The organism is Bradyrhizobium sp. Tv2a-2, assembly GCF_000472425.1.
GTDB lineage: Bacteria > Pseudomonadota > Alphaproteobacteria > Rhizobiales > Xanthobacteraceae > Bradyrhizobium.
Window position 1 is genome coordinate 287,282 of sequence record NZ_AXAI01000007.1, and the last position, 15,926, is coordinate 303,207.

The following is a 15,926-nucleotide window of genomic DNA, read 5'->3' on the forward strand; positions in this document are numbered from 1 at the left end:
GTTCGATGCTGCGCATCGCCCCGGAATGACGGAGGCGGTGAAAGCAATGGCGGAGGAGGTGGAAGCAGAGCCCGATGAGCGCGAGCGATATCCGGTTCCGGCTGCGTCCCCGCGTGTCGCTGTCGCTCACGCGGGCTACAGGACGTGCAAAATCCCTGTTGACTCTTCCTCACTTCTGATTCGACTCATGACGCCCTGAAATCTTAAGGAATCGCGCCGCTTGGGAAATCTGCACAAACCTCATCTAGTGCCCGCTATCGGTTCCGAGGCGAGATGTTGCGGTGAACGCATCGGGAAATAGGGAGGAGTCAGCGATTCGGCCGCGATTCGTTCTAGACTCGTTCCAGAGCTTAAATCCCCGAGCGACAGGCGTCACAATGTGACACAATTTCAAACACTTCGCGCATTCGCAAAACCTGGCAACGCTCCCCATCTTTTGTTCAGGATGCGCTAGCTAGACTTCCCGCGACCACACAACTTCGAGAATTAATGGCCTTCTCTCCTTCGTCCTCGTTTCACGCGGAGCGCGCTCAGGGCTCCGGCGTGACCGCCGTGCTCGGCCCCACCAACACCGGCAAGACCCATCTGGCGATCGAGCGCTTGCTTGCGCATTCGTCCGGCATGATCGGGCTGCCGCTGCGCCTGCTCGCGCGCGAGGTCTACAACAAGATCGCCGATCGCGCGGGGGCGGAGGCGGTCGCGCTCATCACCGGCGAAGAGAAGATCAAGCCGAAAAATCCGCGCTACTGGGTCTCGACCGTCGAGGCGATGCCGCGCGATCTCGACGTGTCGTTCCTTGCAGTCGACGAGATCCAGATCGCGGCCGATCTCGAGCGCGGCCATGTCTTCACCGATCGCATCCTCAACCGTCGCGGCCGCGACGAGACGCTGCTGCTGGGCGCAGCCACCATGCGCCCGATCATCGAGCGGCTGCTGCCCGGCGCGTCCATCGTCACGCGTCCGAGGCTTTCGCAGCTGACATTTGCCGGCGATCGCAAGATCACGCGACAGCCGCGCCGCACCGCGATCGTCGCCTTCTCGGCCGACGAGGTCTATGCCATCGCCGAACTGATCCGCCGCCAGCATGGCGGCGCCGCCGTCGTGCTGGGCTCGCTGTCGCCGCGCACACGAAACGCGCAGGTCGCGATGTTCCAGAACGGCGACGTTGATTACCTCGTCGCCACCGATGCCGTCGGCATGGGCCTCAATCTCGACGTCGACCACGTCGCCTTCGCCTCCGACCGCAAATATGACGGCTACCAGTTCCGCAGGCTCAATCCGGCGGAGTTCGCGCAGATCGCAGGACGTGCCGGCCGCGCGACGCGCGACGGTACCTTCGGCACCACCGGCCGCTGCGCGCCATTCGAGCCGGAGCTCGTCAATGCCCTGCAGAACCACACCTTCGACAGCGTCAAAGTGCTGCAATGGCGCAATTCCAAGCTCGATTTCTCCTCTCTGGGTGCGCTGCAGGTGTCGTTGGCGCTGTCGCCGGGCCACGAGGCGCTGACGCGGGCGCCGATTGCGGAAGACTTGCGCGTGCTCGATCACGCGGCACGTGATGCCGATGTGCGCGACATGGCGCACGGCAAGGCGGCGGTCGAGCGGCTATGGGACGCCTGCCAGATACCTGATTACCGAAAGCTGTCGCCGGCCGCGCATGCCGAATTGGTGACGATCTTGTACGGTTACCTGATGAAACAGGGCCGGATCCCGGACGGCTGGTTCGCCGCCCAGGTCGACCAGGCGGATCGGGTCGATGGCGATATCGACACATTGTCCGGCCGGATTGCCCAGATTCGCACCTGGACCTTTGTCGCCAACCGCCCGGATTGGCTGTCGGACCCCGACCATTGGCAGGGAATTGCCCGCGAGGTCGAAAATAAATTGTCGGACGCGCTGCACGAACGGCTTACTGAGCGTTTCGTTGATCGCCGTACCAGTGTATTGATGCGCCGCCTGCGGGAGAACGTGGTTTTGAATACGGAAATCGGAAAGACCGGCGAAGTCATCGTCGAGGGCCATGCCATCGGCCGGCTCGACGGGTTCACCTTTGCACCAGACGCGGCGGAGGCCGGCTCCGACGCCAAGGCGTTGCAGGCTGCGGCCCAGCAGGTGCTGGCGCGCGAGATCGATGCGCGGGCCGAAAAGCTCGGCAGCGCGCCGGACGAGCAATTCGTGCTCACCTCCGACGGCACCATCCGCTGGACCGGCGATGCCGTTGCCAAGCTGGTGGCGGCCGAAGACGCGCTGCATCCGCGGCTGCGCATCATCGCCGACGAGCGGCTCGCCGGCGCCTCGCGCGAGAAAGTGCAGACCCGGCTCGAGCTTTGGCTGAAGACCCATATCGAGAAGCTGCTCGGGCCGCTGTTCGAGCTCTCGAAGGCGGAGGACATCACCGGCATCGGCCGCGGCATCGCCTTCCAGCTGGTCGAGGCGCTGGGCGTGCTGGAGCGAGCCAAGATCGCCGCCGAGATGAAGGATCTCGACCAGCCGTCGCGCGCCGCCTTGCGCAAATACGGCGTGCGGTTCGGCGCCTATCACATCTATTTCCCGGCGCTCCTCAAGCCCGCCGCGCGTTCGCTCGCCTCGCTGCTCTGGGCGCTCAAGCACGACGATGCCGACCTGCAGGCGGTTTCGGGTGCGCAGCACATGGCGTCCAGCGGCCGCACCTCCTTCCCCGTCGACAAGGCGTTGCCGCGCGATGCCTATCGCGTGCTCGGCTATCGCCAGTGCGGCGAGCGCGCGGTGCGCGTCGACATTCTGGAGCGGCTTGCCGATCTGATCCGCCCGGCGCTGGCCTGGCGTGAGACCTCGTCCGGCGAGAAGCCGCTAGGGGCCTTCGATGGCCGCGGCTTTGTGGTGACACAGGCGATGACCTCGCTTACCGGATCGGCCGGCGAAGATTTTGCCTCCATCCTGCGCGCGCTCGGCTATCGCATGGACCGCCGTCCGCCGCTGCCGCCGAAGCCGGCCGTGGTGAGCGAGCCGGCCGCGACCGGGGCGCCGCCCGCAGCGCGCGCGGTTGAGGCGCCTGCCGTGCCGGCTGAAGCAATGGTCGAGCATATGATGTCGGGCGATCCGGCGCCGTCGGCCGGCCTGTTGCCGATGGTCTCGCTGATGCCTGCCGCGCGTGAGGAGCCTGTCGAGGCCGAGGCTGATGCGGCTGTGCCGGAAGATGTCGTGGCGGAGGAGCCGGCCCCTGTCGAGGTCACGCACGCGGAAACCACAGCTCCCGAAGCGCCGTCCGAACTCGCTGCGAGCGACGAAACCCAGCCTGCAGAAGCCGCGGCTGCAGAAGAAGCCGTGGCAGCCGGAGCGCCGGCCGCTGAAGCAACTCCCGCCACAGAGGCTGCGCCAGCGGCTGAAGCCGAGCCGCAGATGATCGAGGTCTGGCGTCCCGGTGGCCGCACCGACGACCGTAAGCCGCGCCATCGCCATCATCATCGTCCGCACGACCGCAAGGGCGGCGAGCAGGCGGCGGCCGGCGAGGTCGGCGAAGGCGACAAGCGCGAGCAGCGGCATCGTCACCACGGGCGGCGCGATTTCCGCAAGCGCGACGAACACGCTCCTGCTGCACCCGCAGAGGCGGCCGCCGAGGGCGCGCCCGCGCGCGAGGAGCGCGATCGGCCGCGCGAACGCTTCGGCAAGGAGCGGGACCGGGATCGCGACAACAGGAACAAGGGCAAGTTCGGGGATCGCGAGCATGGCGGCCGCGATCGTGATCGCGAACGCGGTGGACGTGATCGCGACAAGGGCGGCCGCGACAAGCGCGAGCATGGTCCCTCGCACCGTCCCTTTGCCTCCAGCGCGCCGCGCGAGCGTGAACGCGCCATCGACCCCAACTCGCCCTTCGCCAAGCTCGCGGCGCTGAAGGAGCAGCTCAGCGCCAACCGGAAGGATTAGCGTTTTCAAGCGAAGTGGGCACCGGTTCGCGTGAAGAAAACGCGTCAGAAGAAGGATTGATCAGACGGACCGTCAGCGGCTCGATAAATGGCTATGGCATGCGCGGGTGGTCAAGGCCCGCACCAGCGCCGCCGCACTCGTCGAGGCCGGTCATGTCCGCATTAATGGCGTGCGCGAGACCGCGCCCGGCCACAGCGTGAAGGCCGGCGATGTGCTCACCATCGGCCTCGACCGCTCGGTTCGTCTGCTCAAGGTGATCGGCTTCTCGGAGCGGCGTGGCGATGCGGCGGCAGCAAGAGTGCTGTTTGAGGATTTGCAAGCGGGGGCAAAATGACTATCTCAGCAGGCAACAACTTGCGTAAAAACGCCGCTTCGCCTGCTCCGGCTTCCCTTGCGATGGCTCAGTTCCTGCGCTAGGCAAGCCAGGAAAAGCAATTGGCGAAGACACTAAGCCGACAAAAAACCACACCGTTCCGGAGCCTTGGATGACTTACGTCGTCACTGAAGCCTGCATCAAGTGCAAATATACCGACTGCGTTGAGGTCTGCCCGGTAGACTGCTTCTACGAGGGTGAGAACATGCTGGTGATTCATCCGGACGAATGCATCGATTGCGGCGTGTGCGAGCCGGAATGCCCGGCAGACGCCATCAAGCCGGATACCGAGCCGGGACTGGAGAAGTGGCTGGCGCTCAACACGGAATACGCGAAGGCCTGGCCCAATATCACCCAGAAGAAGGACTCCCCGCCGGACGCGAAGGATTTCGACGGGGTCGAGGGCAAGTTTGAGAAATATTTTTCTCCGAATCCGGGGGCTGGAGACTGACCGGAGACTGAGGCATGGCCGCCGTAATTTAACCCTAATAACGGCCAGACAGCCAAAAAACGCCGCCCAAATGCTCTAAATCATTGATTTTTGCGGGAAATGTGCTATATTGGCACCATTCTCGCGAACCCCGTCAGCCCGCTTATGGCCCCTCTGGGTTCCCATGAAAAACCAATGAACAGGGGCGTGGCAGTTCCGCGCGCAGGCTGTGTCACAGAAAACGCGTAAAACGAGTGCTTCCAAACTGACAAAGAAAGCGGCGTCACACCGCAACGCATCCAAGAGCCGTGTCCGGGCACCCGCAAGGGAGACCAGGGCCGCCCACAAGGCGGTATCGGCTGCCAAGTCCTCGAAGAAAAGAAGCGAAATGCAACACAAGACTGCAAAACCAGCGGCGAAAGCACCCGCCGCCAAGGCCCCTGCTGCGAAAACTGCTGCCAAGGCTCCCGTCGCAAAGGCTGCTGCTCCGAAGACCGTTGCCAAGCCGGCGGCTCCGGCCAAGCCCGTCGTGGCGGCCAAGCCCGAGGAAAAGAAGGTCGTGACCCAGCGTCAGGGCTTCAAGGCCAATGAATTCGTGGTCTATCCCGCTCACGGTGTCGGCCAGATCCTGGCCATCGAGGAGCAGGAGATTGCGGGCGCCAAGCTGGAACTGTTCGTCATCAACTTCATCAAGGACAAGATGACGCTGCGGGTTCCGACCGCCAAGGTCGCCAATGTCGGCATGCGCAAGCTGTCCGATCAGGCGCTGGTCAAGAAGGCGCTGGAGACGCTCAAGGGCCGTGCCCGGGTCAAGCGCACCATGTGGTCGCGCCGCGCCCAGGAGTACGAAGCCAAGATCAATTCGGGCGACATCGTCGCGATCGCCGAGGTCGTGCGCGACCTCTATCGTTCCGAATCGCAGCCCGAGCAGTCCTACAGCGAACGCCAGCTCTATGAAGCGGCGCTCGACCGCCTGTCGCGCGAGATCGCGGTGGTGCAGCACTCGACCGAGACCGAAGCCGTCAAGGAGATCGAGAGCCAGCTCGCCAAGAGCCCGCGCCGCGGCGCCGCCAAGGCTGAAGGTGAAGGCGAGGCCGATGCCGAGGGCGATACCGACGAGAATGATGACACCGACGGTGATGACACTGTCGCTGCTGATGAGGCCGCGTAAACGCGTCGCTTCAAGCTTTCAAATGCAAAAGCCCGGTCGCAAGATCGGGCTTTTTGCTTTTGGGGCGCAGCATCCGGTCTCTATCGAAGGCTGTCAACGCGGCGCATGCCGAGGGTGACGAAGAGTTCTGCCTCGCCCGCTCAATCCACCACGATCTTCACCCGGTCGCGCACCTTCACCTGCGCGTGCTGATCGAGCCCGTTCAGCATGCGGAAGCGCTCCATTGGGTGGTCGACGCCGTCCATGCGGTGGGAGAGGGATTCGACCGTGTCGCCGGGCTGCACGGTGATCACCTTGATGCGCAAGGGGCGGGCAGCCTGGATTTCCTCCAGCGTCAGACGGCGGAAGGAGTTGACGGTCTCGCGCGCGTTGCGCTCGCTCTCGGTGTTTTTCTGACGCGCGGCGAAGATGAAACGGTAGACGTCGGAGCCAAAGCGCAGCGCGTAGATCTTGAACTGCCACTGGTCGCCGCGCGCGGTGGCTGACGCCGCCGGAAAGCCGTTGACGGTGATATCCTCGGTGGAGGCCTTGTCGACATTCTCCATCCATCCCGAGTTGAGATAGTCGCCGAGCGACTGCTCCGCCGGCACGCGCACGACGTCGAAGCGCATCGCCTGCGAGCCGCCCTCGCGCACGCCGATCACGGCCTGCGCGGTGTTGTCGAGCGTGAAATTTTCCGGCGCCTGGAACGTGAAGCCGAGCTTCGGATGCAGGAAGCGCCGCCCGCGTACGAAGCCTTCGCTGGGGTCCTCGCCATAGACGATGTTGTCGATCGTCGAGAGATAGGCCTCGCGGTCACGCTCGGCATTTTCCGGCGTGGTGTATTGCTTGGCGATATTCTGCGCGTTCAGGACACGCTCGGGCGTCGCCGGATGCGAGGACAGGAAGTCCTGCGCGCGCGGATCGAACGAGGACTTGCCGACCTTCAGCTCCGCATTACGCTCCATCGAGGTCAGGAAGCGGGAGGCGCCATAGGGGTCGAAATGCGCGCGCGCCGCAATGGTTACGCCGATGCCGTCGGCTTCGAACTCCTGCGCGCGTGAGAAGCTCGCCATCGTCAGCTTGGTCTTGGCGAGCGCAAGCGCGCTGAAATCGGAATCGTTGCTGATGTCCGTCTCGAGCCGCGTGACGATCGCGGCCTTGCGGGCCTCGTCCTCACGGATCGCGGCGTGTTTTGCCAATACATGCGCCATCTCGTGCGAGAGCACGGACGACAGTTCCGAGGTGTCGTTGGCAAGCGCAATCAGGCCGCGGGTGACATAGAGCTGGCCTGTCGGCAGCGCGAAGGCGTTCACCGCTCCCGAATTGAGGATGGTGACCTTGTAGCCCTGGTCGGGGCGGTCGGAGGCGGCGACCAGGCGGTCCACCGTCTTGCTGATCAGTGCCTCCAGCTGCGGGTCGTCATAGGCGCCGCCATAGGTCGCGAGGATCCGCTCATGCTCGCGCTCGCTGGCGGGCGTGCTCGTGACCACCGGCTTCGGCTTGGCCGGTGGAAGGGGAACGGCCGGTGAGGCTACCTGGAACCGGTTCATGTCGCCGCAGGCGGCAAGCGCAAGCGCAAGCAGCAGCGCGGCCGGCGCAGCCCAAAGCTGGCGGCTCATTCCCCGGTCGCGCCGTCCCACAAACCCATCCACTCTTGGCAATTCGCCTCGTCCTCGCGGGGTTCAGTTCCCGCCCAGCAATTCTATCTGTCCCACCCGAACGACGTCGATCCTTGGACCTTGACTCGGACCTTGATTCGAACCCTGGCCTGGACCTTGACGCACCTCAACCCAGCCCCTCACTCGAATTCGCCTGTTTTCGAGCGACTTAAGCGCGACGCCGGCCTGCGCGAATGCCGGCAGCGCTCGCCTTGGAATAGTCACAGCAAAGTCTCGTGTCCAGCTTCGTCCGAAGTTCAGGTAAGTCGTTGCGCCGGATTGGTGGACGGACAAAACCCTGCCCTCGACCACCATGAAGCGCCCCATCCCCGCCAAAATATCGTCCGCGCTTTCCGCGTTTTTTATGACGGCGTTGCCGGCCCAGGTTCCCCTTTGTGCCTGTCTTGCCTCGGCCTCGGCCGCCTTCAGGACGGCGGTACAATCCGTATCGTCGAGATCCGGCGAGACCAGCGCCACCCCGGCGGATAAAAGCTGCGCCTGAACCGGGGTGTCGGAAGCCGGAAGGTAGACGAACGCGGCCTGCCGCCCGTAGCGGTCGGGCGCATCGTCGGCCCCGCGCAAGCTCACATCATGGTCGGCGAGTACAGCCGCCAGCGCGCTGACGCGATCGGCCTTGGTCGTACCCGCAGGCTCGATGCCGGCAAGCCGGATCTCACGTCCATCGTCGAGACGAAAGCTGCGGCCATCGACGATCTCGGCGACATGGCCTCCACCGAGATCAGGCGGCGCGCATGACGCAGCACACGGCGTCGTCGCAGAACCCAGAGCGACCAGGCCCAGCACCAACACGCGCGCGCGCACTCGCTCAACGCGAGCGAAGAGAAAGGGCAAAACCATCGCGGCATGTTTGCACGTTTCGTCCATTCCGCTTAGTGGAAAAACCGCTTCGCTTGCCGCTGCCGGATGCATGCGGCATGATCGCGCGCAATTTCGAAGAGGAGACAAGGCCGCAAGCCTTCAATGGCGGCCGTCCAGGGAGGGGACTCGATGAAAGCAACTTTATCAGCCATTTTCGCGTCTGCATTGGCGCTCACGGCAAGCGCAGCGCTGGCGCAGGACAAGCCGCCGCTGAAGATCGGCGGCATCCTGGACATGTCGAGCCTCTATGCCGACATCACCGGCCCCGGCAGCCTGGAGGCTGCGAAGATGGCGGCGGAGGATTTCGGCGGCGAGGTGCTCGGACGCAAGATCGAGGTGATCGCGGCCGATCATCTCAACAAGGCCGATCTTTCCGCCAACATCGCGCGCGACATGCTCGATAACCAGGGCGTCGAGATGATCTATGACGTCGCGGCCTCTGCGACCGCGCTGGCCGCCGCAGAGATTGCGAAGCAGCGCGGCAAGATCATCATGTTCAGCGGCCCCGGCTCGATCCGGCTCTCCAACGAGGCCTGCGGCCCCTACACCGTGCATTATGTGTTCGACACCTTTGCGCAGGCCAATGTAACGGGGCTCGCGGCGGTAAAAGGCGGGCTCGATACCTGGTTCTTCCTGACCGCCGATTATGCCTTCGGCCAGGATCTGGAGAAGGACACCACCAATGTGGTGCTCAGGAGCGGCGGCAAGGTGCTGGGCAGCGTGCGCCATCCGCTCAACACCTCCGATTTCTCCTCCTTCCTGCTGCAGGCGCAGGCCTCCAAGGCCAAGGTGATCGGGCTTGCCAATGCGGGCGGTGACACTGTGAACGCGATCAAGCAGGCGTCCGAGTTCGGCATCATGAAGGGCGGGCAGAAGATGTCGCCGCTGCTCGCCTTCGTCACCGATATCGATTCGATCGGGCTCGACACCGCCCAGGGGCTCCTGCTGGCGGAAGCCTTCTACTGGGACCTCAATGACGAGACCCGAGCGTTCTCAAAACGCTTCATGGAGCGCGTGAAGCGGCCCCCGACCTCGGCGCAGGCCGGCGTCTATTCTTCCGTGATGCATTATCTGCAGGCCGTGAAGGCCGCCGGCACCACCGATTCCGCGGCGGTGATGAAGAAAATGAAGGAAACTCCGATCAATGATTTCTTCGCCAAGAATGGCCGCATCCGCGAGGACGGCCGCATGGTGCATGATATGTATCTGTTCGAGGTGAAGAAGCCTTCGGAATCCAAGGGTCGCTGGGACGATTACAAGCTGCTCGCGACCGTGCCGGGTGATCAGGCGTTCCAGTCGTTGGAACAGTCGCGCTGCCCGCTGGTGAAGAAATAATTCTCACCGTCGTTCCGGGGCTCGCGAAGCGGGAACCTCAGGTGCGCAATTGCGCACCGGGGAACCTCGAGATTCCGGGTTCGGTGCTGCGCACCGCCCCGGAATGACTGAGCAAGACAACAACCAACAACAACGAAGGCAAAAATCCCATGAGCGCAAACGAAATGGTCCTGCAGCACCTCGACTCCGGGCTCCTCACCATCACCATGAACCGCCCGGAGCGGCGCAATGCACTCAATCCGGACATGGTGACCGGGCTCGTCGCAGCCGCGCGGCGCGCGGCGGAGGATCACGAGGTACGTGCGGTGCTGTTCAAGGGCGCCGGTGGCACCTTCTGCGTCGGCGGCGACGTGAAGTCGATGGCGGAGGGGCGCGCGCCGCTGCCGTTCGAGGCCAAGCTCGCGAACTTGCGCCGCGGCATGGAAGTGTCGCGGATCCTGCACCAGATGCCCAAGCCCGTGGTCGCGCAACTCGATGGCGCCGCTGCCGGCGCCGGCCTGTCGATGGCGCTGTCCTGCGATCTGCGCGTGGCGAGCGCGTCCTGCAAGATCACCACGGCCTTCGCCAAGGTCGGCTTCTCCGGCGACTATGGCGGCACCTATTTCCTGACCCAGCTGCTCGGCAGCGCGAAGGCGCGCGAACTCTATCTGCTGTCCCCGGTGCTGTCCGCCAACGAGGCGCTGGCGCTCGGCATGGTGACGAAGGTGGTGGCGGACAGCGAGATCGACGCTGCCGCGCGCGAGCTGGCGCTATCGTTGGCGCAAGGACCTTCGGTCGCGCTTGGCTACATCAAGCGCAACATCAACAATGCCGAGACGATGTCGCTGGAAGCCTGTTTCGACGGCGAGGCGATCCATCACACCCGCGCCGGCGAGACCGCCGACCACAAGGAGGCGGCGAAGGCGTTCGTCGAGAAGCGCAAGGCCAGTTTCCGGGGCGAGTAGATGTCAAGTTATCTTCGGCTCCGCCAGATCTGCCTGGTCGCGCCCAAGCTCGAGCCTGTGATCGCGGATATTGCTGCGATCATGGGGCTTGCGGTGTGCTACCGCGACGGCAATGTCGAGAAATACGGTCTCGTCAATGCGCTATTGCCGGTGGACACGATTTTGCTCGAAGTGGTGTCGCCGTTCCGCGATGGCACCACGGCCGGCCGCTTCATCGAGAAGACCGGCGGCCGTGGCGGCTATATGGCGATCTTCTGCTGCGACGATCCGGACGCTCGCGCAAAGGCAGCCAATGCAATCGGCGTGCGCACGGCGAACGTGATCACGCACGACCCCTATCATGGCGTGCAACTTCACCCCCGCGACTGCCGCGCCGCTTTCATCGAGTTCAACCACACCGATGGCAGCGACGATGTATCAGGGGCTTATCCGCCTGCGGGACCCGATTGGCCGAAATTCATCCGCAAGGATGTGACGCAGGCGCTCACAGGCGTCGAGATGCAGAGCCCGGAGCCGGACGCGCTGGCGGCGCATTGGGGACGGATACTTCAGGTTCCGGTGTCGCGCGGCGAGGGCGGTGTGGCCGAATTGAAGCTGCCCAATGCAAGCTTCCGGTTTGTGCGGGGCGATGCCGAGATCATGAGCGCGCTGGATTTCCGCGTTGCGGACCCCGCCGCTGTCTGTGAGGCGGCGCGAGCAAGAGGCTACGATATTTCGGCCAATGCGTTTCAGCTTGGCGGGGTGGCGTTTCGGCTTGCCTAAAGCACGATGAGATTTGGTTGAATCGTCATCGCGCTTTAGGTCTTTGATTGAGCATGATCTTTCCGGAAAACCGCTACACACTTTTCCGGATCATGCTCTAGTGATCTCGCTCGTCTCCTGTTCCGTCACCCTGAGGCGCTCGCGAAGCGAGCCTCGAAGGGTGGGCGGCCCGGCAGCCGCTGGGGCCGTTCATCCTTCGAGGCTTGCTCTGCTCGCGCCTTCAGGATGACGGAGATAGAGCGAACTCGTGATCGATAAGAAGAATAAAAGGAACTCATGACATGCCACACCCGCTCGATACCTTCTTCGCTCCGCACAGCATCGCGCTGATCGGCGCATCCCGCGATCATGAGAAGATCCCGGGCCGTCTGCTTGCGATGCTGCGCAAGAACGAGTTTCCCGGAAAGATCTATCCGATCAACCCGAACTATGACGACATCGACGGGCTGAAGTGCTTCAGGTCGATCGCCGACATCGGCGCGGCAATCGATCTCGCTGTCATCATCATCCCCGCGCGCAGCGTGCCTGCGGCGCTACAGCAATGCGCCGATGTCGGCGTCAAGAATGCCGTGATCATTTCCTCCGGCTTCGCGGAGGAGGGCGGCGAGAGCGCGGCCATGCAGGACGAGATCGCCGCGCTCGCCAGGCGAACTGGCATGCGCATCTCCGGACCCAATGCTGAGGGCTTCTACAGCAGCGTCCAGCGCGTGGCCGCGACGTTCAGCCCGGCGGTCGACGTCAAGCCGGGCGTCGTGCCGTTGGCCGCGACCAAGCGGCGGATCGGCATCGTCGCGCAGAGCGGCGGCATCGGCTTTGCCTATTTCAATCGCGCCAAGGCACTGGGTGTAGCCGTGAGCTATGTCGTGTCCGCCGGCAATGAAAGTGATCTCGGCGCCGGCGAGTTCCTGGACTACATGGTGCAGGACGCCTCGACCGACGTGATCATGCTGTTTATCGAGGGCATCCGCGACGTCGACAAATTCCTCGTCGCCGCGAAGCGCGCGGCCGAGATGAAGAAGCCCGTCATCGTGACCAAGGTCGGCCGCTCCGGCGCGGGCGAGCGTGCGGCAGCTTCTCACACCGCGAGCATGGCCGGCTGGTCGGCGGCCTACGACGCGGTGTTCGCGAAATTCGGCTTTATCGTCTCCAACGATCTCGATGAGGCGATGGCGATCGCCTCCGTCCTGACCACGAGCCCGCTGCCGAAAGGCGATCGCGTAGCCGTGCTGACCGTCTCCGGCGGCGCCGGCATCTGGGGTGCGGATACCGCCTCGCTGCAGGGGCTGCAGGTGCCGGAGCTGTCCAAGCCCATCCAGGACGAGATCATGACCCTGCTGCCGTCCTATGGCAGCGCGCGCAATCCGATCGACGTCACCGCGCAAGGCGTCACCAGCGGCGGCCTGCAGAAGAGTATCGATCTGCTCAGCACATCGGGAGAGGTCGATGCGATCCTGGTGGTCCTGTCGATGTCGAGCGAAACGCGGATGCCGTTCAAGGAGGACGAGCTGAAGCCCGTGCTGCGGGCGCAGCACAAGCCGGTCGTGTTCTATTCCTACACGCTGCCGTCGGATTTCGCGCGCCGCGAGCTTGCCAAATCCGGCGTGGTCCTGCTCTCAGGCCTCACCCATGCCGGCACCGCGCTGCGGCGGCTGGTCGATTATGCCAGGTTCAAGGCGGCCGCGCCGGCGGACGCCGCGGTCCTAAAGGAGCGCGATCTCTCCGCGCATCTCAAATCATCGGCGCTGTCTGAAGCCGACAGCAAGGCGCTGCTGCGAGCGGCCGGCATTGCGCTGCCGGAGGAGATGCTGGTCACGGACAAGAGCGGACTTGATGCGGCCATTGCGCGCGCGGGCTTTCCGCTGGTGATGAAGATCCAGTCGCCCGAGATTCCGCACAAGAGCGAGGTCGGCGGCGTGCGCGTCAACATCACGACCAAGGGCGAGGTCTTCCTCGCCTATGAGGCGCTGCTTGCGAATGTGCGCAAGGCCCGCCCCGATGCGGCGATCCAGGGCGTGCTGGTGGGGCCGATGGCCAAGAAGGGCGTCGAGATCATCATCGGCACGTTGCAGGACAAGACCTTCGGGCCGATGGTGATGGTGGGCCTGGGCGGCATCACCACCGAGCTGTTTCGTGACGTCGTCTATCGCCCGGCCCCGGTGAGCGCGGGGGAGGCAGTCGGCATGCTGGACGAACTGAAAGCCGCACCGCTGCTGCACGGCTTTCGTGGCGCGCCGAAGGCCGATGTCGCGGCGCTGGCAGAGCTGATCGCGCAGCTATCGCTCTTGGCCGCGCGGCTGCGAGACGAGGTGGCGGAGATCGAGGTCAATCCGGTGCTGGTGCATCCGGAAGGACGCGGCGTGACGATCGTGGACGCGCTGGTGGTGAAAAGGAACTAGCTCACGCGGTCGATGGGAGGGGAGACCCCCACCCAACCGCGTTTATGTTCGCCAGCGACGCCGTCGTCTCCGACAAGAGGCGAGGGCACAATAATGAGCAGCGCGCTGTTACCGCCCCTTGAAATTCGCTACTCGCCGCTCGGCGGTCGCCTTGACGCCTTCCTTGAAATCTTCCGTCGCGCGCAGTTTTGTCTGTTCGACCAGCTCGTGGTTGGTCGCGGCCAGCACGCGATCGGCGAGGCCGGCGCGCATGGTGGCGCGGGTCGAGACGAGGCCGAGCGGGGAGCATTCGGCGATCTCGCCGGCGAGCTTTATCGCGGCAGGACGCACCTCGTTCTGCGGCACCAGCTCGTTGGCGAGGCCCCAGCGATAGGCTTCCTCGCCGGTGACGCGGCGGCTGGTATAGAACATCAGCTCTGCATTGTTCTTGCCGATCAGCTCGGGCAGCGTCGCAGTCAGACCAAAGCCCGGATGGAATCCAAGCTTGGTGAAGTTGGCGGAGAAGCGTGCCTCGGGACACGTGACGCGGAAGTCCGCTGATACCGCCAATCCCAGCCCGCCGCCGATGGCCGCGCCATGCACGGCCGCGACGATCGGCTTCTTGTTGCGGAAGATGCGCACGGCCTGCACATAGAGATGGTTGATCGGCAGGTTGGCGGCGGGATCGCTCTCCGCGCGCGCCTCCTGCTCCTGCCGCGCCGGGTCCGAGAAATTGGCGCCGGCGCAGAATGCCTTGCCTTGCGCCGCCAGTACCGAGGCGCGGATTTCGATGTCGCGATCGAACTCCTCCAGCGCATCGGCGATCTGGTTGATCAACGTCACGTCGAAGAAATTCAGCGGCGGCCGTCGGATCTCGATCAGGCCGACATGGCCGTGCCGCTCGACGCCGATTTCAGTGTAGTTGCTCATGGATGTCCTCGTTTAGATCAGCGCAGACCAAGTCCGCGGGCGATGATGCCGCGCAGCACTTCGGTGGTGCCGCCCTGGATGGTCAGTTTCGGCGCGGTCTTGATGGCGAAGGAGAGCTGTTTCTCCAGCGTCTCGCGATTGCCGACGTCCTCCTCGACGAAGGCGGCGAGATCGCGCACGCGGTGCGGCAGTTGCTGCTCCCACACCGTGCCGATGTCTTTCACGATCGCAGCTTCGACCACCGGCTCCTTGCCGGCATGCAGCATGCCGGCGACCGAAACCGACATCCGCCGCATGGTGTGGACCTGCGCCACCAGCCGGCCGATGCCTTCGGCTGCGCGCGTATCGGGGTTGTTGCCGACGGCGCGCACGAGTTCGGTCAGCACGTAATAGGTTTCGAGAAAACGCTCGGGGCCCGAACGCTCATAGGCGAGCTCGCTCGTCGCCTGCTTCCAGGCACCGTCGATCTCGCCGAGCACATGGTCGTCGGGAATGAAATAGTCGGTGAAGACCACTTCGTTGAACTCGAACTGGCCGGTGATCTGGCCGATCGGGTTCACCTTGATGCCCGGCTGCTTCATCTTGACCAGGAATTGCGTCAGGCCGTGGCGACGGTTTTCCTTGGTCGGCGGCGAGGTGCGGAACAGCGCGATCATGTAGTCGGCGATATGGGCCGAGGAGGTCCAGATCTTGGTGCCGTTGATCAAAAAGCCGCCGTCGGTCTTGGTCGCCTTGGTCTTGGCGGCGAACAGGTCGGAGCCCGAGTTCGGCTCGCTCATGCCGATGGCAAAGCAAAGCTCGCCGGCGCAGATGCGCGGCAGGATGTCCGCCTTGATGTGCTCGGGCGCGTATTTCAGCAGGACCGGCCCGCTCTGGCGGTCGGCGACAAAGAAACGGCGCGTCGGCGCGTTCGCCACGCGCATTTCCTCGGTCACCACATAACGCTCCAGGAAGGAGCGCTCATGGCCGCCATATTTCTTCGGCCAGGTCATGCCGATCCAGCCGCGCTCGCCGACCTTGCGCGAGAATGCCGGCACATCGGTATCCTCGCGGTTGGGCTTGAACGGGCTGAAAGTGCCGGCGGCGATCTCCTCGGCGAGGAAGGCGCGCACTTCCTTGCGCAGCTCTTCGCATTTGGGCGGCAGGCGGATCGGGTCGAAACGGAGCGCTGCGGTCATGGTCTG

General features: G+C 64.2%; 12 protein-coding genes. 8 read left to right on the plus strand and 4 right to left on the minus strand.

Translation table 11 applies throughout. The features are described 5' to 3' along the window. Positions 1-489: 489 nt before the first annotated feature. The 4 genes from A3AI_RS0116475 to A3AI_RS0116490 all read left to right on the plus strand — a co-directional run bounded on the left by A3AI_RS0116475 (position 490) and on the right by A3AI_RS0116490 (position 5,877). Entirely contained in the window at positions 490-3,903 is a 3,414-nt protein-coding gene (locus tag A3AI_RS0116475) for a helicase-related protein (RefSeq protein ID WP_024516652.1), read from the plus strand. A 55-nt stretch (positions 3,904-3,958) separates the two neighbouring features. Further along, a complete protein-coding gene (locus A3AI_RS0116480) occupies positions 3,959-4,237 on the plus strand; it encodes an RNA-binding S4 domain-containing protein (protein ID WP_084800941.1) in 279 nt (92 codons plus the stop codon). A gap of 151 nt (positions 4,238-4,388) precedes the next feature. Beyond that, a complete protein-coding gene (gene fdxA, locus A3AI_RS0116485; protein WP_024516654.1) occupies positions 4,389-4,727 on the plus strand; it encodes a ferredoxin FdxA in 339 nt (112 codons plus the stop codon). Positions 4,728-5,094: 367 nt separating this feature from the next. Then, positions 5,095-5,877 carry a CarD family transcriptional regulator gene (locus A3AI_RS0116490; protein WP_084800942.1) on the plus strand — a complete coding sequence of 261 codons (783 nt, stop codon included), beginning with the start codon at positions 5,095-5,097 and terminating at the stop codon, positions 5,875-5,877. Between the two features lie 140 nt (positions 5,878-6,017). On the opposite strand, the gene A3AI_RS0116495 is transcribed toward A3AI_RS0116490, so the two are convergent. Both A3AI_RS0116495 and A3AI_RS0116500 read right to left on the minus strand, forming a co-directional pair. Next, positions 6,018-7,478, minus strand: a complete 1,461-nt coding sequence (locus A3AI_RS0116495) for a M48 family metalloprotease (protein WP_036048513.1) — start codon at positions 7,476-7,478, stop codon at positions 6,018-6,020. 63 nt (positions 7,479-7,541) lie between these two features. After that, positions 7,542-8,375 carry a thermonuclease family protein gene (locus A3AI_RS0116500; RefSeq protein ID WP_051382427.1) on the minus strand — a complete coding sequence of 278 codons (834 nt, stop codon included), beginning with the start codon at positions 8,373-8,375 and terminating at the stop codon, positions 7,542-7,544. A 150-nt stretch (positions 8,376-8,525) separates the two neighbouring features. Between A3AI_RS0116500 and A3AI_RS0116505 the strand changes: the two genes are divergently transcribed. The 4 genes from A3AI_RS0116505 (at position 8,526) to A3AI_RS0116520 (ending at position 13,833) form a co-directional block, all read left to right on the plus strand. Then, a complete protein-coding gene (locus tag A3AI_RS0116505) occupies positions 8,526-9,731 on the plus strand; it encodes an ABC transporter substrate-binding protein (RefSeq protein WP_024516658.1) in 1,206 nt (401 codons plus the stop codon). 149 nt (positions 9,732-9,880) lie between these two features. Then, the gene (locus A3AI_RS0116510; RefSeq protein WP_024516659.1) at positions 9,881-10,675 is read left to right on the plus strand and encodes an enoyl-CoA hydratase; all 795 of its coding nucleotides are present in this window, start codon (positions 9,881-9,883) and stop codon (positions 10,673-10,675) included. Beyond that, positions 10,676-11,437, plus strand: a complete 762-nt coding sequence (locus A3AI_RS0116515) for a VOC family protein (protein ID WP_024516660.1) — start codon at positions 10,676-10,678, stop codon at positions 11,435-11,437. Positions 11,438-11,718: 281 nt separating this feature from the next. Further along, positions 11,719-13,833, plus strand: a complete 2,115-nt coding sequence (locus A3AI_RS0116520) for an acetate--CoA ligase family protein (RefSeq protein WP_024516661.1) — start codon at positions 11,719-11,721, stop codon at positions 13,831-13,833. 108 nt (positions 13,834-13,941) lie between these two features. Here the strand turns inward: A3AI_RS0116520 and A3AI_RS0116525 are convergent, their stop codons facing one another. Both A3AI_RS0116525 and A3AI_RS0116530 read right to left on the minus strand, forming a co-directional pair. Further along, a complete protein-coding gene (locus tag A3AI_RS0116525; protein ID WP_024516662.1) occupies positions 13,942-14,742 on the minus strand; it encodes an enoyl-CoA hydratase/isomerase family protein in 801 nt (266 codons plus the stop codon). A gap of 17 nt (positions 14,743-14,759) precedes the next feature. Continuing rightward, positions 14,760-15,920, minus strand: a complete 1,161-nt coding sequence (locus A3AI_RS0116530) for an acyl-CoA dehydrogenase family protein (RefSeq protein WP_024516663.1) — start codon at positions 15,918-15,920, stop codon at positions 14,760-14,762. Between the last annotated feature and the right edge of the window lie 6 nt (positions 15,921-15,926).

Excerpts from the sequence above, each read along its gene's own strand:
- A3AI_RS0116495 (WP_036048513.1), bottom strand. The coding sequence starts at position 7,478 with ATGAGCCGCCAGCTTTGGGCTGCGCCGGCCGCGCTGCTGCTTGCGCTT.
- A3AI_RS0116500 (WP_051382427.1), bottom strand. The coding sequence starts at position 8,375 with ATGGTTTTGCCCTTTCTCTTCGCTCGCGTTGAGCGAGTGCGCGCGCGC.
- A3AI_RS0116510 (WP_024516659.1), top strand. The coding sequence starts at position 9,881 with ATGAGCGCAAACGAAATGGTCCTGCAGCACCTCGACTCCGGGCTCCTC.
- A3AI_RS0116520 (WP_024516661.1), top strand. The coding sequence starts at position 11,719 with ATGCCACACCCGCTCGATACCTTCTTCGCTCCGCACAGCATCGCGCTG.
- A3AI_RS0116515 (WP_024516660.1), top strand. The coding sequence starts at position 10,676 with ATGTCAAGTTATCTTCGGCTCCGCCAGATCTGCCTGGTCGCGCCCAAG.
- fdxA (WP_024516654.1), top strand. The coding sequence starts at position 4,389 with ATGACTTACGTCGTCACTGAAGCCTGCATCAAGTGCAAATATACCGAC.
- A3AI_RS0116490 (WP_084800942.1), top strand. The coding sequence starts at position 5,095 with ATGCAACACAAGACTGCAAAACCAGCGGCGAAAGCACCCGCCGCCAAG.
- A3AI_RS0116530 (WP_024516663.1), bottom strand. The coding sequence starts at position 15,920 with ATGACCGCAGCGCTCCGTTTCGACCCGATCCGCCTGCCGCCCAAATGC.
- A3AI_RS0116525 (WP_024516662.1), bottom strand. The coding sequence starts at position 14,742 with ATGAGCAACTACACTGAAATCGGCGTCGAGCGGCACGGCCATGTCGGC.
- A3AI_RS0116505 (WP_024516658.1), top strand. The coding sequence starts at position 8,526 with ATGAAAGCAACTTTATCAGCCATTTTCGCGTCTGCATTGGCGCTCACG.
- A3AI_RS0116475 (WP_024516652.1), top strand. The coding sequence starts at position 490 with ATGGCCTTCTCTCCTTCGTCCTCGTTTCACGCGGAGCGCGCTCAGGGC.